We start from the raw sequence: 20,811 nt of genomic DNA on the forward strand, positions 1-20,811 counted from the left end.
GAACGGCGGACTGTTAATCCGTATGTCGCTGGTTCAAGTCCAGCAGGGGGAGCCATTTTTCTTGTCATTTCAATGATGCTAGCTCATGATAAGTCCGTGAGCATCGGCTCCTCGCACTATACCCTGTTTACTCCGATGCCCCGTTTTCACAAGGATATTGACTATGCGGGAAACTCGTCCCTTTGGTCAGGTGCTGCTGCTATCAGGTTTTATCTTCATCGTACTGAGTGCCCTGCTTCCCTGGTGGGCTAGCTATCGCACCTTGTTGCACCAAGAGCAGCAGATCAACGAGCGTCTATCTTACTATATCTCCGCTGAGCAGCAGGCGTCCCTGCTTCCCGGCGTGGCTGCGTTATCGGTAGGACAACCACTCGGCCCCGACAAGCCCGCCTGGTGGTTTGGCCAGGTCGGAGCCAATCATCAGCAGATGATTGAGCAGACGCCGGTATTTTATCGACTCGATACCAGTCCGGCTACCACACAGTGGCTGTTGCTGTCGATTCCCCTGACCCTCACCGCCTTGCTCATTTTTACCGCCTTGCATCGCCGCTGGCGCAAGGAAGATCAGGAGCAGGAACAATATTTACAGTCCCTGCTGCTCGATCCGGAGCAAAGCCAGGTAGGCAGCAACTCACCGATAGCACAGGGCATTGTCGGTCTGCACCAGCATTACCTCAGTCAGACAGAAAGCCTGCAGCAACAACTTGGCGAAGCCAGCAGCGTAGCTACCAGGACAGCCTGACCAACCTCGGCAACCGTTATGCGTTTCGTCGCGATCTCGACCTGATACTGGATGATGAAAATAAGCTGGCCAGCGCCACCCTGATGATTATCCGCGCAGCGACCTTGCAGGATATCAATATCGAGCGCGGGTTTCAGGCCGGTGACCAATATCTGCTGGATATCGTCAAGCTGGTACGCAAGACCATACAGCCGGAACTCGGCGCCAGAGCCTATCGTATCAGCGGTACCGATATCGCCGTACTGGCCAAATCCCCCTGTGAGCCGCTGGCTGAGCGCCTCGGCACCCTGCTGAATCAGGAGCTGTACCATTATCAGCATGTGCACGAGCTGAGCTGTGCCGCCTATCTCGGCTTTACCCAGTTGCTGCCGGGCCAGTCCCCGGAGCAGGTACTGATCCGGGCCGACCTGGCGCTGGCCCAGTCCCAGGGCGGTGAGCCCAATAGCTGGAGTATCGTCCTCAAGCACAATGACGATGAAGAAATGGGTGAGAGCCAATGGCGACAGCGGTTGCAGAGCATGCTGGAAGACAACAAGATCCTGTTGCAGGTGCAACCGGCTCAAATCCGTAAAGCCACCATGCCCGGCTATAACGAGATTTTCACCCGCTTCCCCAACGAGCAGGGTGGTATCTATCCGGCCACCACGGTGTTTGCCATGCTGCAACGGCTCAATATGTCGATGCTGTTCGAACAGAAGATCATCGAGATGATTATTCAGCAGATAGAGAATAAAGCACTGCCGGCCCAGCGCTGGGCGATCAACCTGACCCCAGCCAGCCTGCAGCAGAATTCCTTTTTTATCTGGTTGGAGCGGGTGTTGCTGCGTAACAAGGAGATAACGTCCAGCCTGGTATTTGAGCTGGATGAACAGGTATTGCAACATCAACTGGCAACCGGAAAACGGTTGCTGGATATCATCCGCCGTTGCGGTGCCCGTTCGGCGGTCAGCCGGTTTGGCCATGGCTATGGCTCTTTCAGGCTGATGAAAGAAGTCAAACCCGACTACATCAAGCTCGACAGTCAGCTGGTCAGGCGGCTGCAAGATGACAGTACCAACCAGCAGTTCGTGCGCATGATTGTCGATCTGGCGCAGCGCATGGGCTGCCATGTTATCGCCGAAGGGGTCGAGACCCTGGGGCAAAAACAGGTTCTGGAGTCCATGTATCTTGATGGTATTCAGGGCTACCTGATAGCCAAGCCCACCGACTTCAGCACCTTCAAGGGGCTGAAGCTTTGAAGCGCAACAGGTAGTTGATGAGCTCGCCCAGGTGGCGATAGCGTTTGATTTCATCCGGGTTGTAGCGCGTCGACATCACCGACGGTTTATGGCGGTGTTTCAGGTAGCGCATGATTTGCAGGCGATTGAAGCCGCCTACCTGATAGACCAGATCCAGCAGTGTTTTAAGTTGCTCCGAGTCCAGCCCGCACAGCTCGGCATAGCCCGTATCAAGCGGGCTGTGAATGCTCACCTCGACCTGACTGAGGCTGCCCTCCTCCTGCAGATATTCCAGCCACTGCTCCACATACATCGGCTTGGCTCCCGCCAGCAGTTCAAAGAAGCCCTGACCGGATCGACAGTCGGACAGCAACAACACGGCAAGCTTGTCGCGGTTGCAGGAGAAAAAGACCTCACCCTGTTCACTCCAGTCCAGAGCCTGGATACGGATCTCGGCCCGCCCACCCTGTGCATCTTGCACCTTGAAAATAAACACGCTATCTCCGTCAACATGACAAAGACTCATCTTGGCGTAATCCCCGACACGAGTCAAAGACGGGCTTCACAGGCTGTTGATATGGGTGTAAGGTCTTGCCCTTTCCCTGTCAACAATAGCGAGTCCGCAAGGAGTGATCATGATGCCCAATAAGGAAGTTACCTACAGCATTTCTGAGTTGGCCGATGAATTCGATATTACTCCCCGCACCCTGCGCCACTATGAAGAACTGGGGCTGCTGATGCCCAGACGCAAAGGCAATTCGCGCATCTATAGCCACAAAGACAGGATCAGGCTGGCACTCACCATTCGCGGTAAACGGCTGGGGTTCAGTCTGGCGGAAATGCGGGAGCTGTTTGATCTCTATGATGCAGAGCACCGCTCGCGCCCCCAGCTGCACTCCATGGTGGCCATGATTGCGGAAAAGCGCGCCAGCCTGCAACAACAGCAGGAAGACATCGAAAAAGTGCTGGCCGAACTGGACGCCGCCGATATCAAGGCGCGGGAAACCCTGGAAAAAATGAAGCACCACTGATCCCGTAAGGCATGAAGCCACGTTGACGCCTTGTTATCCCGGCAATGTGGACGCCCGTGTCTGGTGATGAAAAATGCCGGCACAGAGGCCGGCATGACGGGGAACCGAAGTGGCTCAAGGCCCTATTGCACTGGAGACTACGCCGGCTGACTGATACTGGCCAGCTTGTCGAAGTAGTCGGGAAAGGTCTTGGAGGTACACTTGGGATCCAGGATTACCACCGCGGTATCGCTCAGCGCCACCAGTGAGAAACACATGGCGATACGATGATCGTTATAGGTGGCAATCTCGGCCTCCTGCAGCCGGGCTGCCGGCGTCACCACCAGATAATCCTCCCCTTCTTCCACCTCGACCCCCAGCTTGGCCAGCTCGGTGGCCATGGCATAGAGCCGGTCGGTTTCCTTCACCCGCCAGTTATAGATATTGGTAATCCGGGTGGTGCCCGAGGCAAACAGGGCGGTGGTGGCAATGGTCATGGCCGCATCGGGAATATGGTTCATGTCCATGTCTACGGCCTGCAGCGGAGCGACATGCTCTGCTTCGATAAAATCGTCGCCCCAGGTAATTTTGGCGCCCATGGCTTCCAGCACATCGGCAAACCGGATATCGCCCTGAATGCTGTCACGGCCTATCCCCGTCACCCGCACCTTGCCCTTGATGGCGCCTGCCGCCAGAAAGTAAGAAGCTGATGACGCATCGCCTTCCACCAGGAAATGACCCGGTGACACATACGTCTGATTACCCTTGATGTAGAAGGTCTGATAATCGTCGTGCTCCAGCTCGACCCCGAACTGGCTCATGATCTGCAGCGTAATGTCGATATAGGGTTTGGATACCAGCTCACCCTTGATATGGATACGGGTATCTCCGGACGCCATGGGAGCGGCCATCAGCAAGGCGGTCAGAAACTGACTGGAAACCGAGCCGTCGATGTGCACGTCGCCGCCCCACAGGCCCTTGCCATTGATAAATACCGGCGGATAACCGTCGGTCTTCAGGTAGCTGATATCCGCACCGGCTTCTCGCAGGGCGTCCACCAGATGGCCGATGGGGCGTTCCCACATGCGCGGCTCGCCGGTCAGGGTAAAGTCACCGGTACCCAGACAGAGCGCGGCACACAACGGTCGCATGGCGGTCCCCGCATTGCCCAGAAACAGCGACACCGGCTCGTTGACACTGAAAGCACGACCCAGACCGTGCACTACACACTCGGTCTTGTCTTCCGACAACTCATACTGCACGCCGAGAGTCTTGAGCGCATCCAGCATGTAGCGGATATCGTCACTGTCGAGCAGATTGGTCAGGCGGGTCGTCCCCTGAGCCTGAGCGGCCAACAGCAGCGCACGGTTGGATACTGACTTGGAGCCGGGCAGATTGACGGTGCCCTCCACCCGGGCAATAGGAGATAATTTAAGGCTTTCCATATGATTCCTGGAGATACTGGATAAAACAAAAACGGAGGCTGCCTAGACGTTAACAGGGCTGGTGCATCAGGGCAAGTAAACAAAAGGCCGGTTTGCACCGGCCTGTTATCAACCCAGTACCCTGGCCAGCGCGTCCATGCAGCGCTGGTTTTCCTGTTCCAGCCCGATGCTGATGCGCAGACAGGTCGGCAGGCCATAACCGGCAATAGGCCGTACTATCACCCCTTCACGCAACAACGCTTCATACACGGCTGCCGCATCACGCTGCAGATCCAGGGTGATGAAGTTGCCGTGAGACGGCACATAGCGCAGGCCTTTCTGCCGAAAGAACGCCTCGTAACGCGCCATCTCGCGCCGGTTCAGCTCAACCGCCTCGGTCAGATACGTCTCGTCATCCAGCGCCGCTTCCGCCGCCGCCAGCGCCAGGCTGTTGCAGTTGAAGGGCTCACGCACCCGATTCAGCACCCCGATCAACTCGGGGTGCGCCACCATGTAACCGAGCCGCAGACCCGCCAGACCATAGGCCTTGGAGAAGGTACGGGACACGATCAGGTTGGGATACAGCGCCAGCCAGTCGATGGAAGGAATACGTTCTTCATCATTCACGTATTCGGTATAGGCCTCGTCCAGCACCACCAGCACCTGCTCCGGCACCCGGGCCAGAAAGGCTTCCAGCTCGGCCTTGGTCAGAAAGGTGCCGGTCGGGTTGTTGGGGTTGGTGATACACACCAGCCTGGTGTGTTCGGTAATGGCGGCGGCCATGGCATCCAGATCGTGACCGAAGTCTTTGGCCGGTACCACCACCGCTTCGGCACCGTGAGCCTGAGTGGCCAGGGCATAAACGATAAAGGTGTACTGGGAAAACACGACCTGCTGACCGGGAGAGACAAAGGTATGGTAAATCAGGTCAATCAACTCGTTGGAGCCGTTGCCCAGGATCAGCTGGTCGGTATTGACGCCCAGCTTCTCGGCCAGCTTCGTCTTCAGGGCAAAGCCGTTGGCATCTGGGTAACGCGCCAGCTCGGGCAACGCCCGCTCTATCGCCGCCCGGGCCTTGGGACCCAGCCCCAGCGGGTTTTCGTTGGAAGCCAGCTTGACGCTGTTGCTGATGCCGAGCTCGCGCTCCAACTCTTCCACCGGCTTACCCGGCTGATAAGGGTGCAACTTTTCTACCCCGGCATTGGCCAGGGCCAGATAATCAATACTCACAATGGCTCCTTAAGCTCTTTTCTATCCGACATATCGGCAGACTGTACCCAGATGCCAAAGAGGCGGCAGGGTTACCAACGCCGACACGCTAACCCACTTCCCTGTGACGCTCGCAAATGCCATCCCTGGCATTTGACGGTCGGCTACGGTAACCCCCGCCACCTCTTCTCAATCACCGAGTCATCGGTTAACAGCATTCACAGACAGCTCCGATACATCAAGGAGGACCAAGGGAACGACTCCGCCGACCCTCCGCGCCAAGGATGGCGCGGCGGAGCCTACATGGATGTATCTACGGCGAGTCGGAGGAGTTGGCCCTTGGTCCGATTGCTTTACTCGTATTCAGCAATCGCATATTTATTTTTACAGCATGCGACACATTGACAGGCTTATGCCCTATCTCTGTCAACCGTGCTGCTTGGCGAACCGGTCCATGAAGGCCACCAGCGCCTGCACCCCTTCGATGGGCATGGCGTTGTACAGGCTGGCACGCATGCCGCCCACGATACGGTGGCCCTTCAGCGCCAGTAACCCTTCGGCCTTGGCTTCCTTGAGGAAGGCATCATTCAGGGCATCGTCTTTCAGCTGAAACGGAATGTTCATCCAGGAACGCGCCTGTGGGTGCACGTTATTGCTGTAGAAATCGCTGGCATCCACATAGTTGTACAGCAGCTCGGCCTTGGCCTTGTTGCGCTCGCCCATGGCTTCCAGGCCACCTTCGCGTTTCAACCACTTGAACACCAGCCCGGCCAGATACCAGGCATAGGTGGGAGGCGTGTTAAGCATGGAGTCGGCCTTGGCCATGGCCGCATAGTCCATGATAGCCGGGGTATGCGGGCAGGCCTGCTGGAGCAGGTCTTCACGTACTATTACCACCGCCAGACCGGAAGGGCCGATATTTTTCTGGGCACCGGCATAAATCAGGCCGAACTTGCTGACATCGATGGGACGAGACAGAATGGTAGAGGACATGTCCGCGATCAGCGGCACCTCGCCTGTGTCGGGTACAAAGTGATACTCGATACCTTCAACGGTTTCATTCGGACAGTAATGCACATAAGCAGCGGTCGGATCGAGATCCCACCGGTCGGCCAGCGCACGGGGGCCGTTCCCGGTGGTTTCAAAGCCGTCCAGTACCCGGACCTGGCCCACCTTTTCCGCTTCCGCCACCGCGGATTGAGACCACTGCCCGGTCACGATGTAATCGGCTTTGGCATTCTTCCCCATCAGGTTCAGCGCGACGGCGGCAAACTGGCCGCGGCCGCCGCCCTGCAGAAACAGCACCTTGTAATTGTCCGGCACCTGCAGCAGGTCACGCAGATCCTGCTCGGCCTGGGCCGCCACCGCCATGTAGTCGGCACCGCGGTGGCTGAGCTCCATCACCGAGACACCCAGACCGTTAAAATCGCGAAACTCGGCCTGGGCCTGTTGCATGACTTCGACCGGCAACATGGCCGGGCCCGCGCTGAAGTTATAAACCATCTTATCCATTTTCCCTGAGCTACCTATATGCTAAATAATCGACAACAGGACCGGTAGACACCGACCGCCCTCGTTATCACCACGACCATATCGTTTTTACACGTCCAGACGGCCAAGTCAAAGTGATTTTGTGTATTGAATCACGGTTGAACAAAAGGGGCCGCTGGGGCCCCTTGTTATCAACACCAATTGTTTACTCTTCAATCACCGGGTCTTGCTGCTCGTCGTCCCCGCTAACATCGGATTGAGCGTCAGTTTGGCCATCGGCTTGTTCGGCGGTATGGGCATCCCCCTCACCATCAATCAATTCGTCGACTTCTTCCGGCTCTTCAATACGCTGCAGACCCACCACCTGTTCGTCTTCTCCGGTACGGATCAAACGCACGCCGGCGGTGTTACGGCTGATCAAGCTCACTTCCAGCACCCGGGTACGTACCAGAATACCGCCATTGGTGATCAGCATAATCTCGTTGCTGTCATCCACCTGAATGGCACCGACTACCGGGCCGTTGCGGTCGCTGACCTTGATCGACACCACGCCCAGGGTACCCCGACTCTTGGTCGGGTATTCGTCCAGCGCGGTACGCTTGCCGTAGCCGTTGGCGGTCACGGTCAGAATGGGGCCTTCGCCGCGCGGGATGATCAGTGATACCACCTTGTCATCCCCGGCCAGACGGATGCCGCGCACACCGGAGGCGGTACGACCCATGGGCCGCACGCCCTTGAAGCTGCCTTTGCTTTCGCTGCCGTCCGCCTCGTCGCTGGCAGCATCATCCTGCTCGTCGTGGCTTGCCACCTCGGCCTGACCGCTGCCTTCGGCAAAGCGTACGACCTTGCCCGCATCGGAGAACAGCATGATTTCGTTGCTGCCGTCGGTGATATCGACGCCAATCAACTCATCGCCTTCACGCAGGTTGATGGCACGAATACCGGACGCCAGCGGCCGGCTGAAGGCCGACAGGCTGGTTTTCTTCACGGTGCCGTCGGCGGTAGCGAAGAACACGTATTTGTCGTCGGCATATTCCTTCACCGGCAGGATGGCAGTAATACGCTCGTCCTGCTCCAGCGGCAACAGGTTGACGATGGGGCGGCCACGGGCGGCACGGCTGGCCTCCGGCAACTGGTAGACCTTGAGCCAGTACACCTTGCCGGCGGTCGAGAAGCACAGAATGGTGTCGTGGGTATTGGCCACCAGCAGGCGCTCGACAAAGTCTTCTTCCTTCATCTTGGTGGCCGACTTGCCCCGGCCGCCGCGACGCTGGGCTTCATAGTCGGTCAGTGGCTGATATTTCACGTAACCCTGATGCGACAGCGTGACCACCACGTCTTCCTGGGTGATCAGATCTTCGATGTTGATCTCGGCACTGGAGGTGGTGATTTCGGTACGACGGGCGTCACCAAACTGCACCTTGACCGCTTCCAGCTCTTCACGGATCACTTCCATCAACCGTTCGGGGCTGTTGAGAATGAACAGCAGTTCGGCAATCAGCGTGAGCAGATTCTGGTATTCCTCGAGGATTTTCTCGTGCTCGAGGCCGGTCAGGCGGTGCAGACGCAGGTCCAGAATGGCCTGGGCCTGTTGCTCGGTCAGGTAATAGTAGCCCTCACGGATACCGAATTCGGGCTCCAGCCACTCGGGGCGTGCCGCATCATCACCGGCGCGCTCCAGCATGCTGGCCACATTACCCAGTTCCCAGCCCTGACCGACAAGGCCGGCCTTGGCTTCGGCCGGAGTCGGCGAACGACGGATCAGCTCGATAATGGGGTCGATATTGGCCAGCGCGATGGCCAGACCTTCCAGGATATGCGCCCGGTCCCGCGCCTTGCGCAGCTCGAACACGGTACGGCGGGTCACCACTTCACGACGGTGCTGAATGAAGCAGTTCAGCATGTCCTTCAGGTTGAAGATACGCGGCTGGTTGTTGTCCAGCGCCACCATGTTAATGCCGAACACGTTCTGCATCTGGGTTTGTGAATAGAGGTTGTTCAGGATCACCTCACCCACTTCGCCCCGGCGCACTTCGATCACGATGCGCATGCCGTCTTTATCGGACTCGTCACGCAGGGCGCTGATGCCCTCGATGCGTTTTTCCTTGACCAGTTCGGCGATTTTTTCGATGAGCCGGGCCTTGTTCACCTGGTAGGGCAACTCGGACACGATGATGGTTTCGCGACCGGTTTTTTCGTCCACTTCGATGTTGGCCAGGGCGCGCACGTAGATCTTGCCACGACCGGTACGGTACGCATCGATGATGCCGGACTTGCCGTTGATGATACCGCCGGTAGGAAAGTCCGGCCCCGGGATCAGTTCAATCAGCTGATCGATGCTGATGTGTTCGTCATCAATGAGCGCCAGACAGCCGTCCACCACCTCATTGAGGTTGTGGGGCGGAATATTGGTCGCCATGCCCACGGCAATACCGGAAGAGCCGTTCACCAGCAGGTTCGGCACCTTGGTCGGCATCACCGCCGGTATCATCTCGGTGCCATCGTAGTTGGGCACCCAGTCGACGGTTTCCTTGTCCAGATCGGCCAGCAGTTCGTGGGCGATCTTGTCCATGCGCACTTCGGTATAACGCATGGCGGCGGCGGAGTCACCGTCCACCGAACCGAAGTTGCCCTGGCCATCGACCAGGGTATAACGCATGGAAAAATCCTGAGCCATGCGCACTATGGTGTCATATACGGCACTGTCGCCGTGCGGGTGATATTTACCGATTACGTCACCCACCACACGGGCGGATTTCTTGTAGGGCTTGTTCCAGTCGTTACCGAGCTCGTTCATGGCGAACAGCACGCGGCGATGCACCGGCTTCAAACCATCTCGTACATCCGGAAGCGCTCGCCCCACGATCACGCTCATGGCGTAATCCAGATAAGAACGTTTCAGCTCTTCCTCGATGTTTATCGGCATGATTTCTCGGGCCAGATCGGTCATAGCAAGCCTTGTCCCCAGTTTATTGTTGATATCGCAATAAAAAACGCATCATTCTACCATAGAAATACGCCCGAGGAGCAGCCATGCTGGCGGTGAAAAGGGAGTGGGCTATAATGGCCGCCCCACACATTATATTAACCATCGTTTAAGGCATTGCCCGTGAATGTAGACCAACAGGAAATCGATAAATTCGAGGCCATGGCCTCCCGCTGGTGGGATCTGGAGGGTGACTTCAAGCCGCTGCACAAACTCAACCCGCTGCGCCTGAACTGGATTGCCGACAAAACCGGCGGCCTGTTCGGCAAACAGATCATCGACATTGGCTGTGGCGGCGGCATTTTAAGCGAAAGCATGGCCCGGGAAGGGGCCGAGGTCACCGGCGTGGACATGGGCAAGGAGCCGCTGGCAGTCGCCCGGCTGCATGCCCTGGAAACGGGTGTGAGCGTCAATTACCGTCAGGGCACCGCCGAACAGCTGGCCGAAGAATTCCCGGGCCAGTTTGATGCGGTGACCTGCATGGAAATGCTGGAACACGTACCCGAACCCGCGTCCGTGGTACAGGCCTGCGCGGACCTCGCCAAACCCGGTGCCACCCTGGTGTTTTCCACCATCAATCGCAACCCCAAGGCCTGGCTGATGATGATAGCGGCGGCCGAGCACCTGTTCAAAATGGTGCCCAAGGGGACCCATGATCACCGCAAATTCATCACCCCCTCCGAACTGTGCCGCTACATAGAGCAGGCCGGGCTGGTGGTCAAAGACATCAGCGGCGTGGTCTATCAGCCGCTATCCGGCAACTTCAAACTCAGCCGGGATGCGGACGTCAACTACATGGTGCATGCCACCAAACCGGAGTAAGTCATGACCTTTCAAGCGGTGCTGTTCGATCTGGATGGAACCCTGCTGGATACGGCGGGCGACATGGGCGCTGCCGCCAACCATGTCATAGAGAGCCTGGGGCTGCCCGCCCTGACCGAGGCGGTGCTGCAATGCACCACCTCGGATGGCGCCTATGCCCTGCTCAAGGCCGGCATTCATCAGGAACTGATCGAACACCACGGGCTGGAGCAGCTGCGTCGGCAGATGCTGAGCTTTTATGGTGATAATCTCTGTCATCACACCCGCCCCTACGAGGGGGTGCCGGCCCTGCTTGACTGGCTGAATACCAGCCGCATTCCCTGGGGCGTGGTCACCAACAAGCCCGCCGCCCTGACCGTACCGCTGCTGGCCGGACTGACGCTGTTTCAACACTGCGGCGTGACCGTCAGCGCCGATACCCTGCCTCAGAAAAAGCCCCACCCGGCACCATTGCTATATGCCGCCGAGCGGCTGTCCGTGGCGCCGGAGCGCTGTGTCTACATTGGCGATCATCGACGTGACATCGATGCCGGACGGGCCGCGGGCATGACCACGGTGGCCGCCACCTGGGGCTATATTTCCGCGGGAGAAGATCCGGAGAGCTGGCAGGCGGACCACCGGCTGGGGACGGTTTACGCCCTGCAGGCCTGGCTGGAAGACACATTCGGCACCAACCGCTGAAAGATCCGCCGGGATCCCCGAATGCCGTTTTTTGCAAGCCAAATATTTTAAAAAATCTTACTCACCGGGCATAAAATCATCACGACTTTGCCAGCGCCAGACTCCCAAAGGGATAGACGTTAGTGAGTACAAACCTCTGGCGGAAGATCACAGATTATCCACATGTTTTACCGCCTCCCGCCAACTTGAGAATTGGAGGCTAACCCACTATATTGTGCCCATACTCAATAAGACAACTAGATGTTGTGTCTCCTCCGGCTGTCAACCACACTATATAGGGTGGCTGACGACTCAGGCGTTTCCTGCCGGAATCGACACAACAACTACGGGAGAAGGTCCGTTTCATGAATAAACATCTGCTGGTTACCAAACGTTCTGGCGCCAAGGAACCCATCGATCTGGACAAGATCCACCGGGTGATCACCTGGGCCGCCGAAGGACTGGATAATGTCTCCGTCTCCCAGGTGGAGCTGCGCTCCCATATCCAGTTCTACGATGGTATCCGCACCGAAGATATTCACGAGACCATCATCAAGGCCGCCGCCGATCTTATCTCCGAGCAGACCCCGGATTATCAGTATCTGGCCGCCCGCCTGGCCGTGTTCCATCTGCGCAAGAAGGCCTATGGCCAGTTCGAGCCGCCTCATTTCCACGACCATGTGGTCAAGCTCACCGAAATGGGCAAATACGACCAGCATATCCTGGCCGACTACAGCCGCGAAGAATTTGAAGCCCTGAACGCACACCTGGATCATGAACGCGACCTGACGTTCTCCTATGCCGCGGTCAAACAGCTCGAAGGCAAATATCTGGTACAGAACCGGGTAACCGGCGCCATTTACGAAAGCCCCCAGTTCCTCTATATGCTGGTGGCCGCCTGCCTGTTCTCCAAGTACCCGAAAGATACCCGGCTGAGCTTTGTTACCCGCTTCTACGATGCGGTCTCCCAGTTCAAGGTCTCCCTGCCCACGCCCATCATGTCCGGCGTGCGCACCCCGACCCGCCAGTTCAGCTCCTGTGTGCTGATCGAGTGCGGCGACAGCCTGGACTCCATCAATGCTACCTCCGGCGCCATCGTGCGTTATGTATCCCAGCGCGCCGGTATCGGCATCAACGCCGGGCGCATTCGTGCCTTGGGCAGCCCCATCCGTGGCGGCGAGGCCTTCCACACCGGCTGTATTCCGTTCTACAAGCACTTCCAGACCGCCGTCAAATGCTGCTCTCAGGGCGGCGTGCGGGGCGGTGCCGCCACCCTGTTCTACCCCATGTGGCACCTGGAAGTAGAATCGCTGCTGGTCCTGAAGAACAACCGCGGCGTGGAAGAAAACCGTGTTCGTCACATGGACTACGGCGTGCAGATCAACCGCCTGATGTATCAGCGCCTGATCAAGGGTGGTGACATCACCCTGTTCTCCCCTTCCGATGTACCCGGCCTGTACGACGCCTTCTTCGAAGACCAGGCGAAGTTTGAAGAACTGTACGTCAAGTACGAGCAGGACAGCAGCATTCGCAAGCGCACCATCAAGGCGCTGGAGCTGTTCTCGCTGATGATGCAGGAACGCGCCGGTACCGGCCGTATCTACATTCAGAACGTGGATCACTGCAACACCCACAGCCCGTTCGACCCGGCGGTGGCCCCGGTACGCCAGAGCAACTTGTGCCTGGAAATTGCCCTGCCCACCAAGCCGATGATGGACATCAACGACGAAAACGGCGAAATCGCGCTCTGCACCCTGTCGGCCTTCAATCTGGGTGCCATCAGCAACCTGAACGAACTGGAAGAGCTGGCCGAGCTGGCGGTACGCGCCCTCGACGCTCTGCTGGACTATCAGGACTACCCGCTGCTGGCCGCCAAGAAAGGTTCCATGAACCGTCGTACCTTGGGTATTGGCGTGATCAACTATGCCTATTACCTGGCCAAGAACGGCGTCAAATATTCCGATGGCAGCGCCGTCGGCCTGACCCACCAGACCTTTGAAGCCATCCAGTACTACCTGCTGAAGGCCTCGGTCAAGCTGGCGAAGGAGTTCGGCCCCTGCCCGGCCTTCAATGAAACCACCTATGCCCAGGGTGTGCTGCCCATCGATACCTACAAGAAGGATCTGGACGCCATCTGTCAGGAGCCGCTGCACCTGGACTGGGAAACCCTGCGCGAAGAGATCAAGACCACCGGTCTGCGCAACAGCACCCTGACCGCGCTGATGCCGTCAGAGACCTCCAGCCAGATTTCCAATGCCACCAACGGCATCGAGCCGCCTCGTGGTCTGGTATCGGTCAAGGCCTCGAAAGACGGTATCCTCAAGCAGGTGGTGCCGGAATACGCCGAACTGAAAAACCAGTACGAGCTGCTGTGGCAGATGCCGTCCAACGACGGTTACCTGCAGCTGGTGGGCGTGATGCAGAAGTTTGTGGATCAGGCGATTTCCGCCAACACCAACTACGATCCGGCCCGCTTCGAGGGTGGCCGGGTGCCGATGAAGCAGTTGCTGAAAGACCTGCTCACCGCCTACAAGTTCGGTCTCAAGACCCTGTATTACCATAACACCCGTGACGGAGCCGCCGACGCCCAGAACGATATCCAGGAAGACGACGGCTGTGCCGGCGGCGCCTGTAAAATTTAACTTGATTTAAGTCATGATGGCGGGTAGATATCCCGCCTTTGTGCGCGGAATAATATAGCAATGTCTTACACTACTTTCAGTCAAGTTCAGAACGATCATATGCAAGAGCCCATGTTCCTCGGTAATCCGGTGAACGTGGCGCGCTATGATCTGCAAAAGTACGATATCTTCGAGAAACTGATCGAGAAACAGCTGTCTTTCTTCTGGCGTCCGGAAGAAGTGGACGTGTCTCAGGACCGGATTGATTACCAGGCCCTGCCCGATCACGAAAAGCACATCTTCATCAGCAACCTGAAGTATCAGACCCTGCTCGACTCCATTCAGGGCCGCAGCCCCAACGTGGCGCTGTTGCCGCTGGTGTCACTGCCCGAGCTGGAAACCTGGATTGAAACCTGGGCGTTTTCCGAGACCATTCACTCGCGCTCCTACACCCATATCATCCGCAATATCGTCAACGACCCCGCCGTCGTGTTCGACGATATCGTGGCCAACGAGCAGATCCTCAAGCGGGCCAGCGACATCGCCGGCTACTACGACGAGCTGATCGAGTACACCAACTTCTATCATCTGTACGGTGAAGGCGAGCATGACATCAAGGGCCGGCCGGTTACCGTCAACCGCTACGAGCTGAAGAAAAAGCTCTACCTGTGCCTGATGAGCGTCAATGCGCTGGAAGCCATCCGCTTCTACGTCAGCTTTGCCTGCTCCTTCGCCTTTGCCGAGCGCGAGCTGATGGAAGGCAACGCCAAGATCATCAAGCTGATCGCCCGTGACGAAGCCCTGCACCTGACCGGCACCCAGCACATGCTCAATATCCTGCGCGCCGGCGAGGACGATCCGGAAATGGCCCAGGTGGCCAAAGACTGCGAACAGCAGTGCTTCGAGTTGTTCCGTGATGCGGCCATTCAGGAGAAGGAGTGGGCCCAGTACCTGTTCAAGGACGGTTCCATGATCGGCCTGAACAAGGACATCCTGTGCCAGTATGTGGAATACATCACCAACCTGCGCATGCAGGCAGTGGGTCTGGCCCCGGCGTTTAACGGCGCCAAGCAGAATCCGATTCCCTGGATCAACGCCTGGCTGTCGTCCGACAACGTGCAGGTGGCGCCACAAGAGGTAGAAGTGAGCTCTTATCTGGTCGGCCAGATCGATTCCCAGATGAATCACGATGATCTCGGTGACTTCGAGCTGTGAGCCGCGTCTGCACCCGAGCGCTGGACTTTGAACTTCGAGCAGGAGAAACCCTGCTCGAAGGGCTGGAGCGCACCGGTCATGCAGTGGAATATCAGTGCCGCAGTGGTTACTGCGGCTCTTGCCGTACTACCCTGCTCGAAGGCGCGGTCAGTTATCAGCAGGAGCCGCTGGCCTTTGTGGCCGCCGGGCAAATCCTGCCCTGTTGCTGTCGACCACAAGGCGACGTCATCCTGGATCTGGACGCCGAACCGGTCAAGCAGCAGGCTTGAGTAATCTCATCACCCCCTCACATCACAGCAGCACAATGACGTTGGCCTGATCCCGTATCCATTCGCCAACAATCCCACTCGTCAGCCATTCTTGTGTCGAAGGTAATCCGTCATCAAGCGCATATTGCGTCGATTGGCCTTGAAGGCAAAATCGAACAGATCGCCGAAGAGAGGGATGATGCCGACCACCAGCTCCAGCAACACATTCAACCCCATGCTCGCCAGCACCCTGCCCGGCAGCTTCATGCGGGCGGCTTCCAGAATGATATAAGACGACAAGCCGGCGGCGGCCAGATCGCCCAGGCCGGGCACCAGGCCGATGATGCCGTCCAGGCCGATTCTGAAACCACCGGGCAACCGGATGGCGCTGTCCAGCAACCAGGCGAGACGCTCCAGTCGCCGGATGGTGGAGGAATGCCTGTCCCTCTGTTCGTTGATGTCGTTCATCCTGTCACGCCTGCAACCTTCATCAACAGGCTCATTTTCTGGCAATCACCCACACCGCATGCACGATGCCGGGAATATAACCCAGCAAGGTCAGCAGAATGTTGATCCAGAAATGCTTGCCGAGCCCGACCTGCAGAAACACCCCCAGCGGCGGCATCAGGATGGCGATGATAATGCGAATAAAGTCCATGATGGGCTCCTGATGATAACGAGTGTAACCACGTTGGCAGACAGCCAGGCCGGCGGCTATCTGACAGCTATCTGCCGGTAAAGACTGAATCAGCGCTGGTCATTTGACTCCAACGGAAACGGATGCCAGCTCAGGCGACCATGTTGCTCAAACGATTTTTCGCGCTCGCACACGAACAACTGCTTGCCCATTTCTATCACCGAGCCCCTCGAATAACGCCGGTCTTCATAGAAACAGACCGGCTCCAGACCGGAGGTGACATTCAACTCCACCGGTGGCCGAGTGCTGATGGTATCGGCTGCCGCCGTGGCGGATAACACGAACAACGCCCAGACAAGCCCTTTCATCATGACGCTTTTCCTCTTTACCCAGAGATACTCGCATGATAACACCCTGTTACGCTCTTAAGATAAGGCTCAAGGATGAAACCACGATACTGGCTGCTGATCGCACTGGGAATGGTCGCCACCGCGTTACTGGTAACAGCGCAATCCGACTCGGCCCCCGCCGTGATGGCGGCTCTGCCCGAGCCCAGCGGCCGGCATATCGATTATCGGCGCGACATCAAACCTATTTTCGAACAGAAGTGCGTCGTCTGCCATGCCTGTTACGACGCTCCCTGCCAGCTCAAACTCTCGAGTCACGCAGGTGTCAGCCGCGGCGCCAGCAAACAACCGGTATACGACGGCACCCGTACCCAGGACGCCGAACCCAACCGGCTCTATATCGATGCCGAAGGTGAACAGGCCTGGCGCCGGCGCGGCTTCTTCAGTGTGACAGAAAACAGCAATGGAGAAGCGGCGTTGATGATGCGGATGCTGGCTCTGGGCCGGCAGCAACCCTGGGGTGACAACAAACGACTACCGAATGCGCTGGATACTGCCATTACCCGTACCAACCAGTGCAGCAACGCAGAGGAGTTTGATGCTTTCGCGAGCCAGCATCCACAGGCGGGGATGCCCTTTGCCGTTACCGGCCTCACCGACAGGGAATACCAGACGGTGGCCGACTGGCTGGCGCAGGGTGCACCGGTGCCCGAACAGAGCATGACCTTGTCTGACGGGCTGCAGCAGGCCGTCATCCAGTGGGAAACCTGGCTGAACCGCAACAGTGCTCGCCATCAACTGGTGGCCCGTTATCTTTACGAGCACTGGTTTCTGGCTCACCTTTATTTCGGTGATAGAGGCAAAGCCGGCCAGGAGATCTTTTTCGAACTGGTACGCTCCCGTACGCCCGGCGGCCAGCCAATTGACATCATCCCGACGGTCAGACCCACCGACGACCCGGAGGCGACCTTTTATTATCGGTTGCGGCCACGGCTGGAAAGCCGCATACACAAGACCCATATCATCTATCCACTCGACAACGACAAGATGAAACGGCTGGAACAGCTGTTTTTCGACACGCCGTGGACAATCAAGGCAATGCCCGGATACGGGCCCGCGCAGGCCGCCAATCCCTTTTTTACCTTTGGGGCCATTCCCGCCGCCTCCCGCTATCAATATTTGCTGGATAATGCGGAATACTTCGTGCGCTCTTTCATCCGAGGCCCCGTCTGCCGCGGACAAATCGCCACCGATGTAATACGGGATCAGTTCTGGGTAGCCTTTCAGACACCCGAGCACGATCTCTTTGTCACCGATGCCAGCCATCGCACCCGAGTCAGTGAATGGCTGGCCCTGCCCGGGCTCGATGCCGACCTGCTGAGCCTCGGCCCGGACTGGATCGCCCACAGCAAGGCCCGAAACAATTATTTAAATCAGCGCCAGCAGGCCTATGCCCGGCAGTATCCCGAGGGCCCCGACCTCGCTCATCTCTGGAATGGTGACGGTCATAACCAGGATGCCCTGCTCACCGTGTTTCGTCATCACGACAGCGCCAGTGTGGTACAGGGCTGGCAGGGAGATACGCCCAGCACCATGTGGGTAATGGATTATCCGCTGCTGGAGCGCACCTATTATGCCCTGGTCGCCAACTTCAATGTCTATGGCAGCGTCTCCCATCAGGCCCAGACCCGGCTGTATTTCGATCTCATCCGTAACGGCGCCGAGGCCAATCTGCTTCGCTTCCTGCCAGCCGAAGTACGCAATGAGCTGCTGCACCGCTGGTATGACAACAGCGCCCGTATCAAGCTGTTTACCAGCTATGCAGACGTAGACGAGCAACCCCCCAGCCGTATCGACGTCGATCCCGCACAGCCGCTGGCCGACTTTGGCCCGCAGGTATTAACCGCGCTGGCACCGGTGGCCGGCCCTGCAGATACGCTCAATCGCTGTCACCGGCCAGACTGTCTCGACCCGCTCCCGGCCCGAACACCAGAAATTGAAACCGGGCTAACCCCTCTCACCGGTGTTACCGCCGCCCGGCTGCCGGCCATTCAATGGCTGCCGGAGGTAACCCTGCTGCGTATCGAACACGGCGATCAACGACAGGTCTACAGCCTGATCCATAACCGGGATCATTCCAACGTCGCCTTCATGCTGGGAGAAGATCTGCGCCTGCGCCCCCGGAACGACACCCTGACCGTGCTGCCCGGCGTAATCGGCAGCTATCCCAATTTCATCTTCAATGTAAAACAGGAACAACTGAATGACTTTATCGCGGCGCTGATGGCCATGTCCCGGGCAGAAGATATTCATACTCTGGCCCGTCACTTCGGCATTCGTCGCACTCACCCCCGGTTCTGGTTTTACTTTCACGACATCCACCGCTACCTGCAGCAGACCACGCCGCTGGAAGCCGGGCTGCTGGACATGAATCGTTACCTTAATTTGTGATCATGGGTGGGTAAAGCCATGACCATGGTGGTCAGCAAGAAATAGCCACGGTTGCATGGCTTTCATCCCTGCCCCAAGACGCACTCGCGAGAGCCAAGTTCTGCCATCCCCATTCGCCTGCCTGCTGCACCAAGTTTCAACCAGACCCCGCTAGCCGTTCATATCGAAACCTTGACGTGACAGACAGGCCGAAGACACGGCACCGCCACAAAAAAGAATACTTAAATAAAAAATAGTATACCATTATTCCGTGTTTATACGATATAGTACGGCTCTCGACTGAGCCTTTCATGGTTCAGAACAGCCAGCGGAAAGAAAGGAGATGAAATGACGGCGAAAGTAGGACGAGTCGACCATCCGGTGGTCGCGGTACATGATCTGCAGCAAACTCGTGTCCAATATCAGAAGTTGGGTTTTGTCGTACCGCCAAGCGGAAAGCATCAGGAATGGGGTACCGAAAACCTGTGCATCATGTTTGCGGACGACTACCTTGAAATTCGGGGCATTGGCGATCCCAACAAGTTTCTTGCCGGCGTCGACACCTTTCTCGAACAGGGCGAAGGCCTCTACAGCGTTGCATTCAATGCCAAATCTGCCAATGAAAGCTACCAGGCCGGTGTCGCTTCAGGCTGGGCATCAAGCCGCCGAAGCACCTCAACCGCAAGCTGGTGCTGGAAGACCGCACCCTGGATCTGCATTTCAAGACCGTGATGCTGGATCACAGCCTTTACCCCGGTCTAACCCACGCCAACCTGTGTGAGCACCTCACCCCGGATACCTTGCGCCAGCCCGGCTGGCTGGATCACCCCAACGGGGTACGGGCCTTTGGCCGCCTGGTTGGCGTTGTCAGTGATTTTGATGCGGCCGAGTCTGCCTATGTTCGCCTGCTGGGCGCAGAAAACGTGCGGCGGGACGGCGAGCAGCTGTGGCTGAATTTCGGTGAAGGCGCGGATGTGGAGCTGATCTCCGCGACCGAAGCAGCACAACGCGGCGATGCTCAGCCCGAACGAGGCGAAGCCTACCTGGCGTCGGCCACCTTGCTGGTCAAAGACCTGCAGGTGACTCGTCAGGTGCTGACCTCCAACGGCATCCGTTTCGAGATACTCGAAGATGGAAACATACGCGTCAACCCTGCCGACGCATGCGGTGCTCACCTGTATTTCAAACAGGCATAACGCACGATGGCCGGCTTCTCCCGGATTTTGCTGAGGCTTTAACCCAATGACTACCCACTCAGGTACATCCCTACTCGGTGAACCCCTCGTTTTACCCGACTCGCTCTGGGCCGACACTGCCGTGCCAGCCCCGCCAACCCGTACCCTTTCCGGCACTGAAACGGCAGATGTACTGATAATTGGCGCCGGTTTTACCGGGCTGTCTGCAGCCACTCACCTGAGTGAGGCGGGCCAGTCCTGCCTGGTGCTGGATGCGGCAGAGCCAGGCTGGGGAGCATCGGGCAGGAATAATGGTCAGATTATCGCCGGCCTAAAACAGGATCCCGATGTTATCGAGCGGCTTTATCCAGGAGAGATGGGGCGCCGGTTTGTCGAGTTTGGCGATCAGGCACCCTCCGAGGTGTTTGGCCTGATAAGACAACATGGGATTGATTGCGCTGCCAGCCAAAATGGCTGGATTCAGCCGGCCTTCAGCAAACATGGCCTTCGTGCCGTCCAACACCGCTGTGAAGCCTGGCAGCAACGAGGGGTCGATGCCCGGCTGCTGGAAGGTGAC

The 20,811-nt window shown here is 57.8% G+C and carries 20 protein-coding genes; 12 read left to right on the forward strand and 8 right to left on the reverse strand.

Annotated elements, in window-relative coordinates:
• The first annotated feature begins 163 nt into the window (after positions 1–163).
• Together BFR47_RS18755 and BFR47_RS17570 are read left to right on the forward strand one after the other, a co-directional pair.
• On the forward strand, positions 164–742 hold the full coding sequence (locus BFR47_RS18755; protein WP_071473461.1) for a hypothetical protein: 579 nt from the start codon (positions 164–166) through the stop codon (positions 740–742).
• Positions 743–786: 44 nt separating this feature from the next.
• On the forward strand, positions 787–1,980 hold the full coding sequence (locus tag BFR47_RS17570; RefSeq protein ID WP_245748926.1) for an EAL domain-containing protein: 1,194 nt from the start codon (positions 787–789) through the stop codon (positions 1,978–1,980).
• Here BFR47_RS17570 and BFR47_RS12965 read toward each other — a convergent pair.
• On the reverse strand, positions 1,961–2,455 hold the full coding sequence (locus tag BFR47_RS12965; protein ID WP_071473463.1) for a hypothetical protein: 495 nt from the start codon (positions 2,453–2,455) through the stop codon (positions 1,961–1,963). The genes BFR47_RS17570 and BFR47_RS12965 overlap by 20 nt on opposite strands.
• A gap of 139 nt (positions 2,456–2,594) precedes the next feature.
• Here BFR47_RS12965 and BFR47_RS12970 point away from each other — a divergent pair, with 139 nt between their 5' ends.
• Positions 2,595–2,990 (forward strand): MerR family transcriptional regulator, encoded by a 396-nt coding sequence (locus tag BFR47_RS12970; RefSeq protein WP_071473464.1) that lies wholly within the window; start codon positions 2,595–2,597, stop codon positions 2,988–2,990.
• Between the two features lie 137 nt (positions 2,991–3,127).
• Here BFR47_RS12970 and aroA read toward each other — a convergent pair whose 3' ends face one another.
• From aroA to gyrA, 4 genes are all read right to left on the reverse strand, one after another.
• Positions 3,128–4,414 (reverse strand): 3-phosphoshikimate 1-carboxyvinyltransferase, encoded by a 1,287-nt coding sequence (gene aroA / locus BFR47_RS12975; RefSeq protein WP_071473465.1) that lies wholly within the window; start codon positions 4,412–4,414, stop codon positions 3,128–3,130.
• Between the two features lie 108 nt (positions 4,415–4,522).
• On the reverse strand, positions 4,523–5,623 hold the full coding sequence (gene hisC, locus BFR47_RS12980) for a histidinol-phosphate transaminase (RefSeq protein ID WP_071473466.1): 1,101 nt from the start codon (positions 5,621–5,623) through the stop codon (positions 4,523–4,525).
• A 405-nt stretch (positions 5,624–6,028) separates the two neighbouring features.
• Positions 6,029–7,114, reverse strand: a complete 1,086-nt coding sequence (gene serC, locus BFR47_RS12985; RefSeq protein ID WP_071473467.1) for a 3-phosphoserine/phosphohydroxythreonine transaminase — start codon at positions 7,112–7,114, stop codon at positions 6,029–6,031.
• A 184-nt stretch (positions 7,115–7,298) separates the two neighbouring features.
• Positions 7,299–10,043: a DNA topoisomerase (ATP-hydrolyzing) subunit A gene (gyrA, locus tag BFR47_RS12990; protein WP_071473468.1), complete on the reverse strand. Its 2,745-nt coding sequence runs from the start codon at positions 10,041–10,043 to the stop codon at positions 7,299–7,301.
• A 159-nt stretch (positions 10,044–10,202) separates the two neighbouring features.
• Here gyrA and ubiG point away from each other — a divergent pair, with 159 nt between their 5' ends.
• The 5 genes from ubiG (at position 10,203) to yfaE (ending at position 15,666) form a co-directional block, all read left to right on the forward strand.
• Complete coding sequence (gene ubiG / locus BFR47_RS12995; protein ID WP_139215184.1) at positions 10,203–10,901, forward strand: bifunctional 2-polyprenyl-6-hydroxyphenol methylase/3-demethylubiquinol 3-O-methyltransferase UbiG; 699 nt, start codon at positions 10,203–10,205, stop codon at positions 10,899–10,901.
• A gap of 3 nt (positions 10,902–10,904) precedes the next feature.
• Entirely contained in the window at positions 10,905–11,582 is a 678-nt protein-coding gene (locus tag BFR47_RS13000; RefSeq protein WP_071473469.1) for an HAD family hydrolase, read from the forward strand.
• 344 nt (positions 11,583–11,926) lie between these two features.
• The gene (gene nrdA, locus BFR47_RS13005) at positions 11,927–14,203 is read left to right on the forward strand and encodes a class 1a ribonucleoside-diphosphate reductase subunit alpha (RefSeq protein WP_071473470.1); all 2,277 of its coding nucleotides are present in this window, start codon (positions 11,927–11,929) and stop codon (positions 14,201–14,203) included.
• A 60-nt stretch (positions 14,204–14,263) separates the two neighbouring features.
• Positions 14,264–15,397: a class Ia ribonucleoside-diphosphate reductase subunit beta gene (gene nrdB, locus BFR47_RS13010; RefSeq protein ID WP_071473471.1), complete on the forward strand. Its 1,134-nt coding sequence runs from the start codon at positions 14,264–14,266 to the stop codon at positions 15,395–15,397.
• A complete protein-coding gene (yfaE, locus tag BFR47_RS13015; protein WP_071473472.1) occupies positions 15,394–15,666 on the forward strand; it encodes a class I ribonucleotide reductase maintenance protein YfaE in 273 nt (90 codons plus the stop codon). Before nrdB ends, yfaE begins: the two co-directional genes overlap by 4 nt.
• Positions 15,667–15,747: 81 nt before the next feature.
• On the opposite strand, the gene BFR47_RS13020 is transcribed toward yfaE, so the two are convergent.
• The 3 genes from BFR47_RS13020 to BFR47_RS13030 all read right to left on the reverse strand — a co-directional run bounded on the left by BFR47_RS13020 (position 15,748) and on the right by BFR47_RS13030 (position 16,653).
• Complete coding sequence (locus BFR47_RS13020) at positions 15,748–16,113, reverse strand: DUF4112 domain-containing protein (RefSeq protein WP_071473473.1); 366 nt, start codon at positions 16,111–16,113, stop codon at positions 15,748–15,750.
• Positions 16,114–16,144: 31 nt separating this feature from the next.
• Positions 16,145–16,303, reverse strand: coding sequence for a YqaE/Pmp3 family membrane protein (locus BFR47_RS13025; RefSeq protein WP_071473474.1), 159 nt, complete (start codon positions 16,301–16,303; stop codon positions 16,145–16,147).
• Positions 16,304–16,392: 89 nt separating this feature from the next.
• Positions 16,393–16,653: a DUF1496 domain-containing protein gene (locus BFR47_RS13030; protein ID WP_071473475.1), complete on the reverse strand. Its 261-nt coding sequence runs from the start codon at positions 16,651–16,653 to the stop codon at positions 16,393–16,395.
• A 72-nt stretch (positions 16,654–16,725) separates the two neighbouring features.
• On the opposite strand from BFR47_RS13030, the gene BFR47_RS13035 reads away from it, so the two are divergent.
• The 4 genes from BFR47_RS13035 to BFR47_RS17575 form a co-directional block, all read left to right on the forward strand.
• A complete protein-coding gene (locus BFR47_RS13035; RefSeq protein WP_071473476.1) occupies positions 16,726–19,080 on the forward strand; it encodes a fatty acid cis/trans isomerase in 2,355 nt (784 codons plus the stop codon).
• A gap of 327 nt (positions 19,081–19,407) precedes the next feature.
• Positions 19,408–19,791, forward strand: coding sequence for a VOC family protein (locus BFR47_RS19170; protein WP_217645550.1), 384 nt, complete (start codon positions 19,408–19,410; stop codon positions 19,789–19,791).
• Positions 19,749–20,255 (forward strand): VOC family protein, encoded by a 507-nt coding sequence (locus BFR47_RS19175; RefSeq protein ID WP_217645551.1) that lies wholly within the window; start codon positions 19,749–19,751, stop codon positions 20,253–20,255. The genes BFR47_RS19170 and BFR47_RS19175 overlap by 43 nt, the downstream gene beginning before the upstream one ends.
• A gap of 46 nt (positions 20,256–20,301) precedes the next feature.
• Positions 20,302–20,811, forward strand: a 510-nt coding sequence (locus BFR47_RS17575) for an NAD(P)/FAD-dependent oxidoreductase (protein WP_139215185.1), incomplete at its 3' end; no start/stop codon positions are given.

The sequence above is a fragment of the Oceanisphaera psychrotolerans genome (genome assembly GCF_001870485.1).
GTDB classification, from domain to species: Bacteria; Pseudomonadota; Gammaproteobacteria; order Enterobacterales; family Aeromonadaceae; genus Oceanimonas; species Oceanimonas psychrotolerans.

What these genes read in the sequence shown, in the direction of transcription:
- BFR47_RS18755 (WP_071473461.1), top strand. Translation starts at nt 164, where the DNA reads ATGCGGGAAACTCGTCCCTTTGGTCAGGTGCTGCTGCTATCAGGTTTT.
- BFR47_RS12970 (WP_071473464.1), top strand. Translation starts at nt 2,595, where the DNA reads ATGATGCCCAATAAGGAAGTTACCTACAGCATTTCTGAGTTGGCCGAT.
- aroA (WP_071473465.1), bottom strand. Translation starts at nt 4,414, where the DNA reads ATGGAAAGCCTTAAATTATCTCCTATTGCCCGGGTGGAGGGCACCGTC.
- serC (WP_071473467.1), bottom strand. Translation starts at nt 7,114, where the DNA reads ATGGATAAGATGGTTTATAACTTCAGCGCGGGCCCGGCCATGTTGCCG.
- gyrA (WP_071473468.1), bottom strand. Translation starts at nt 10,043, where the DNA reads ATGACCGATCTGGCCCGAGAAATCATGCCGATAAACATCGAGGAAGAG.
- BFR47_RS13000 (WP_071473469.1), top strand. Translation starts at nt 10,905, where the DNA reads ATGACCTTTCAAGCGGTGCTGTTCGATCTGGATGGAACCCTGCTGGAT.
- nrdA (WP_071473470.1), top strand. Translation starts at nt 11,927, where the DNA reads ATGAATAAACATCTGCTGGTTACCAAACGTTCTGGCGCCAAGGAACCC.
- nrdB (WP_071473471.1), top strand. Translation starts at nt 14,264, where the DNA reads ATGTCTTACACTACTTTCAGTCAAGTTCAGAACGATCATATGCAAGAG.
- BFR47_RS13020 (WP_071473473.1), bottom strand. Translation starts at nt 16,113, where the DNA reads ATGAACGACATCAACGAACAGAGGGACAGGCATTCCTCCACCATCCGG.
- BFR47_RS13025 (WP_071473474.1), bottom strand. Translation starts at nt 16,303, where the DNA reads ATGGACTTTATTCGCATTATCATCGCCATCCTGATGCCGCCGCTGGGG.
- BFR47_RS13030 (WP_071473475.1), bottom strand. Translation starts at nt 16,653, where the DNA reads ATGATGAAAGGGCTTGTCTGGGCGTTGTTCGTGTTATCCGCCACGGCG.
- BFR47_RS13035 (WP_071473476.1), top strand. Translation starts at nt 16,726, where the DNA reads ATGAAACCACGATACTGGCTGCTGATCGCACTGGGAATGGTCGCCACC.
- BFR47_RS19170 (WP_217645550.1), top strand. Translation starts at nt 19,408, where the DNA reads ATGACGGCGAAAGTAGGACGAGTCGACCATCCGGTGGTCGCGGTACAT.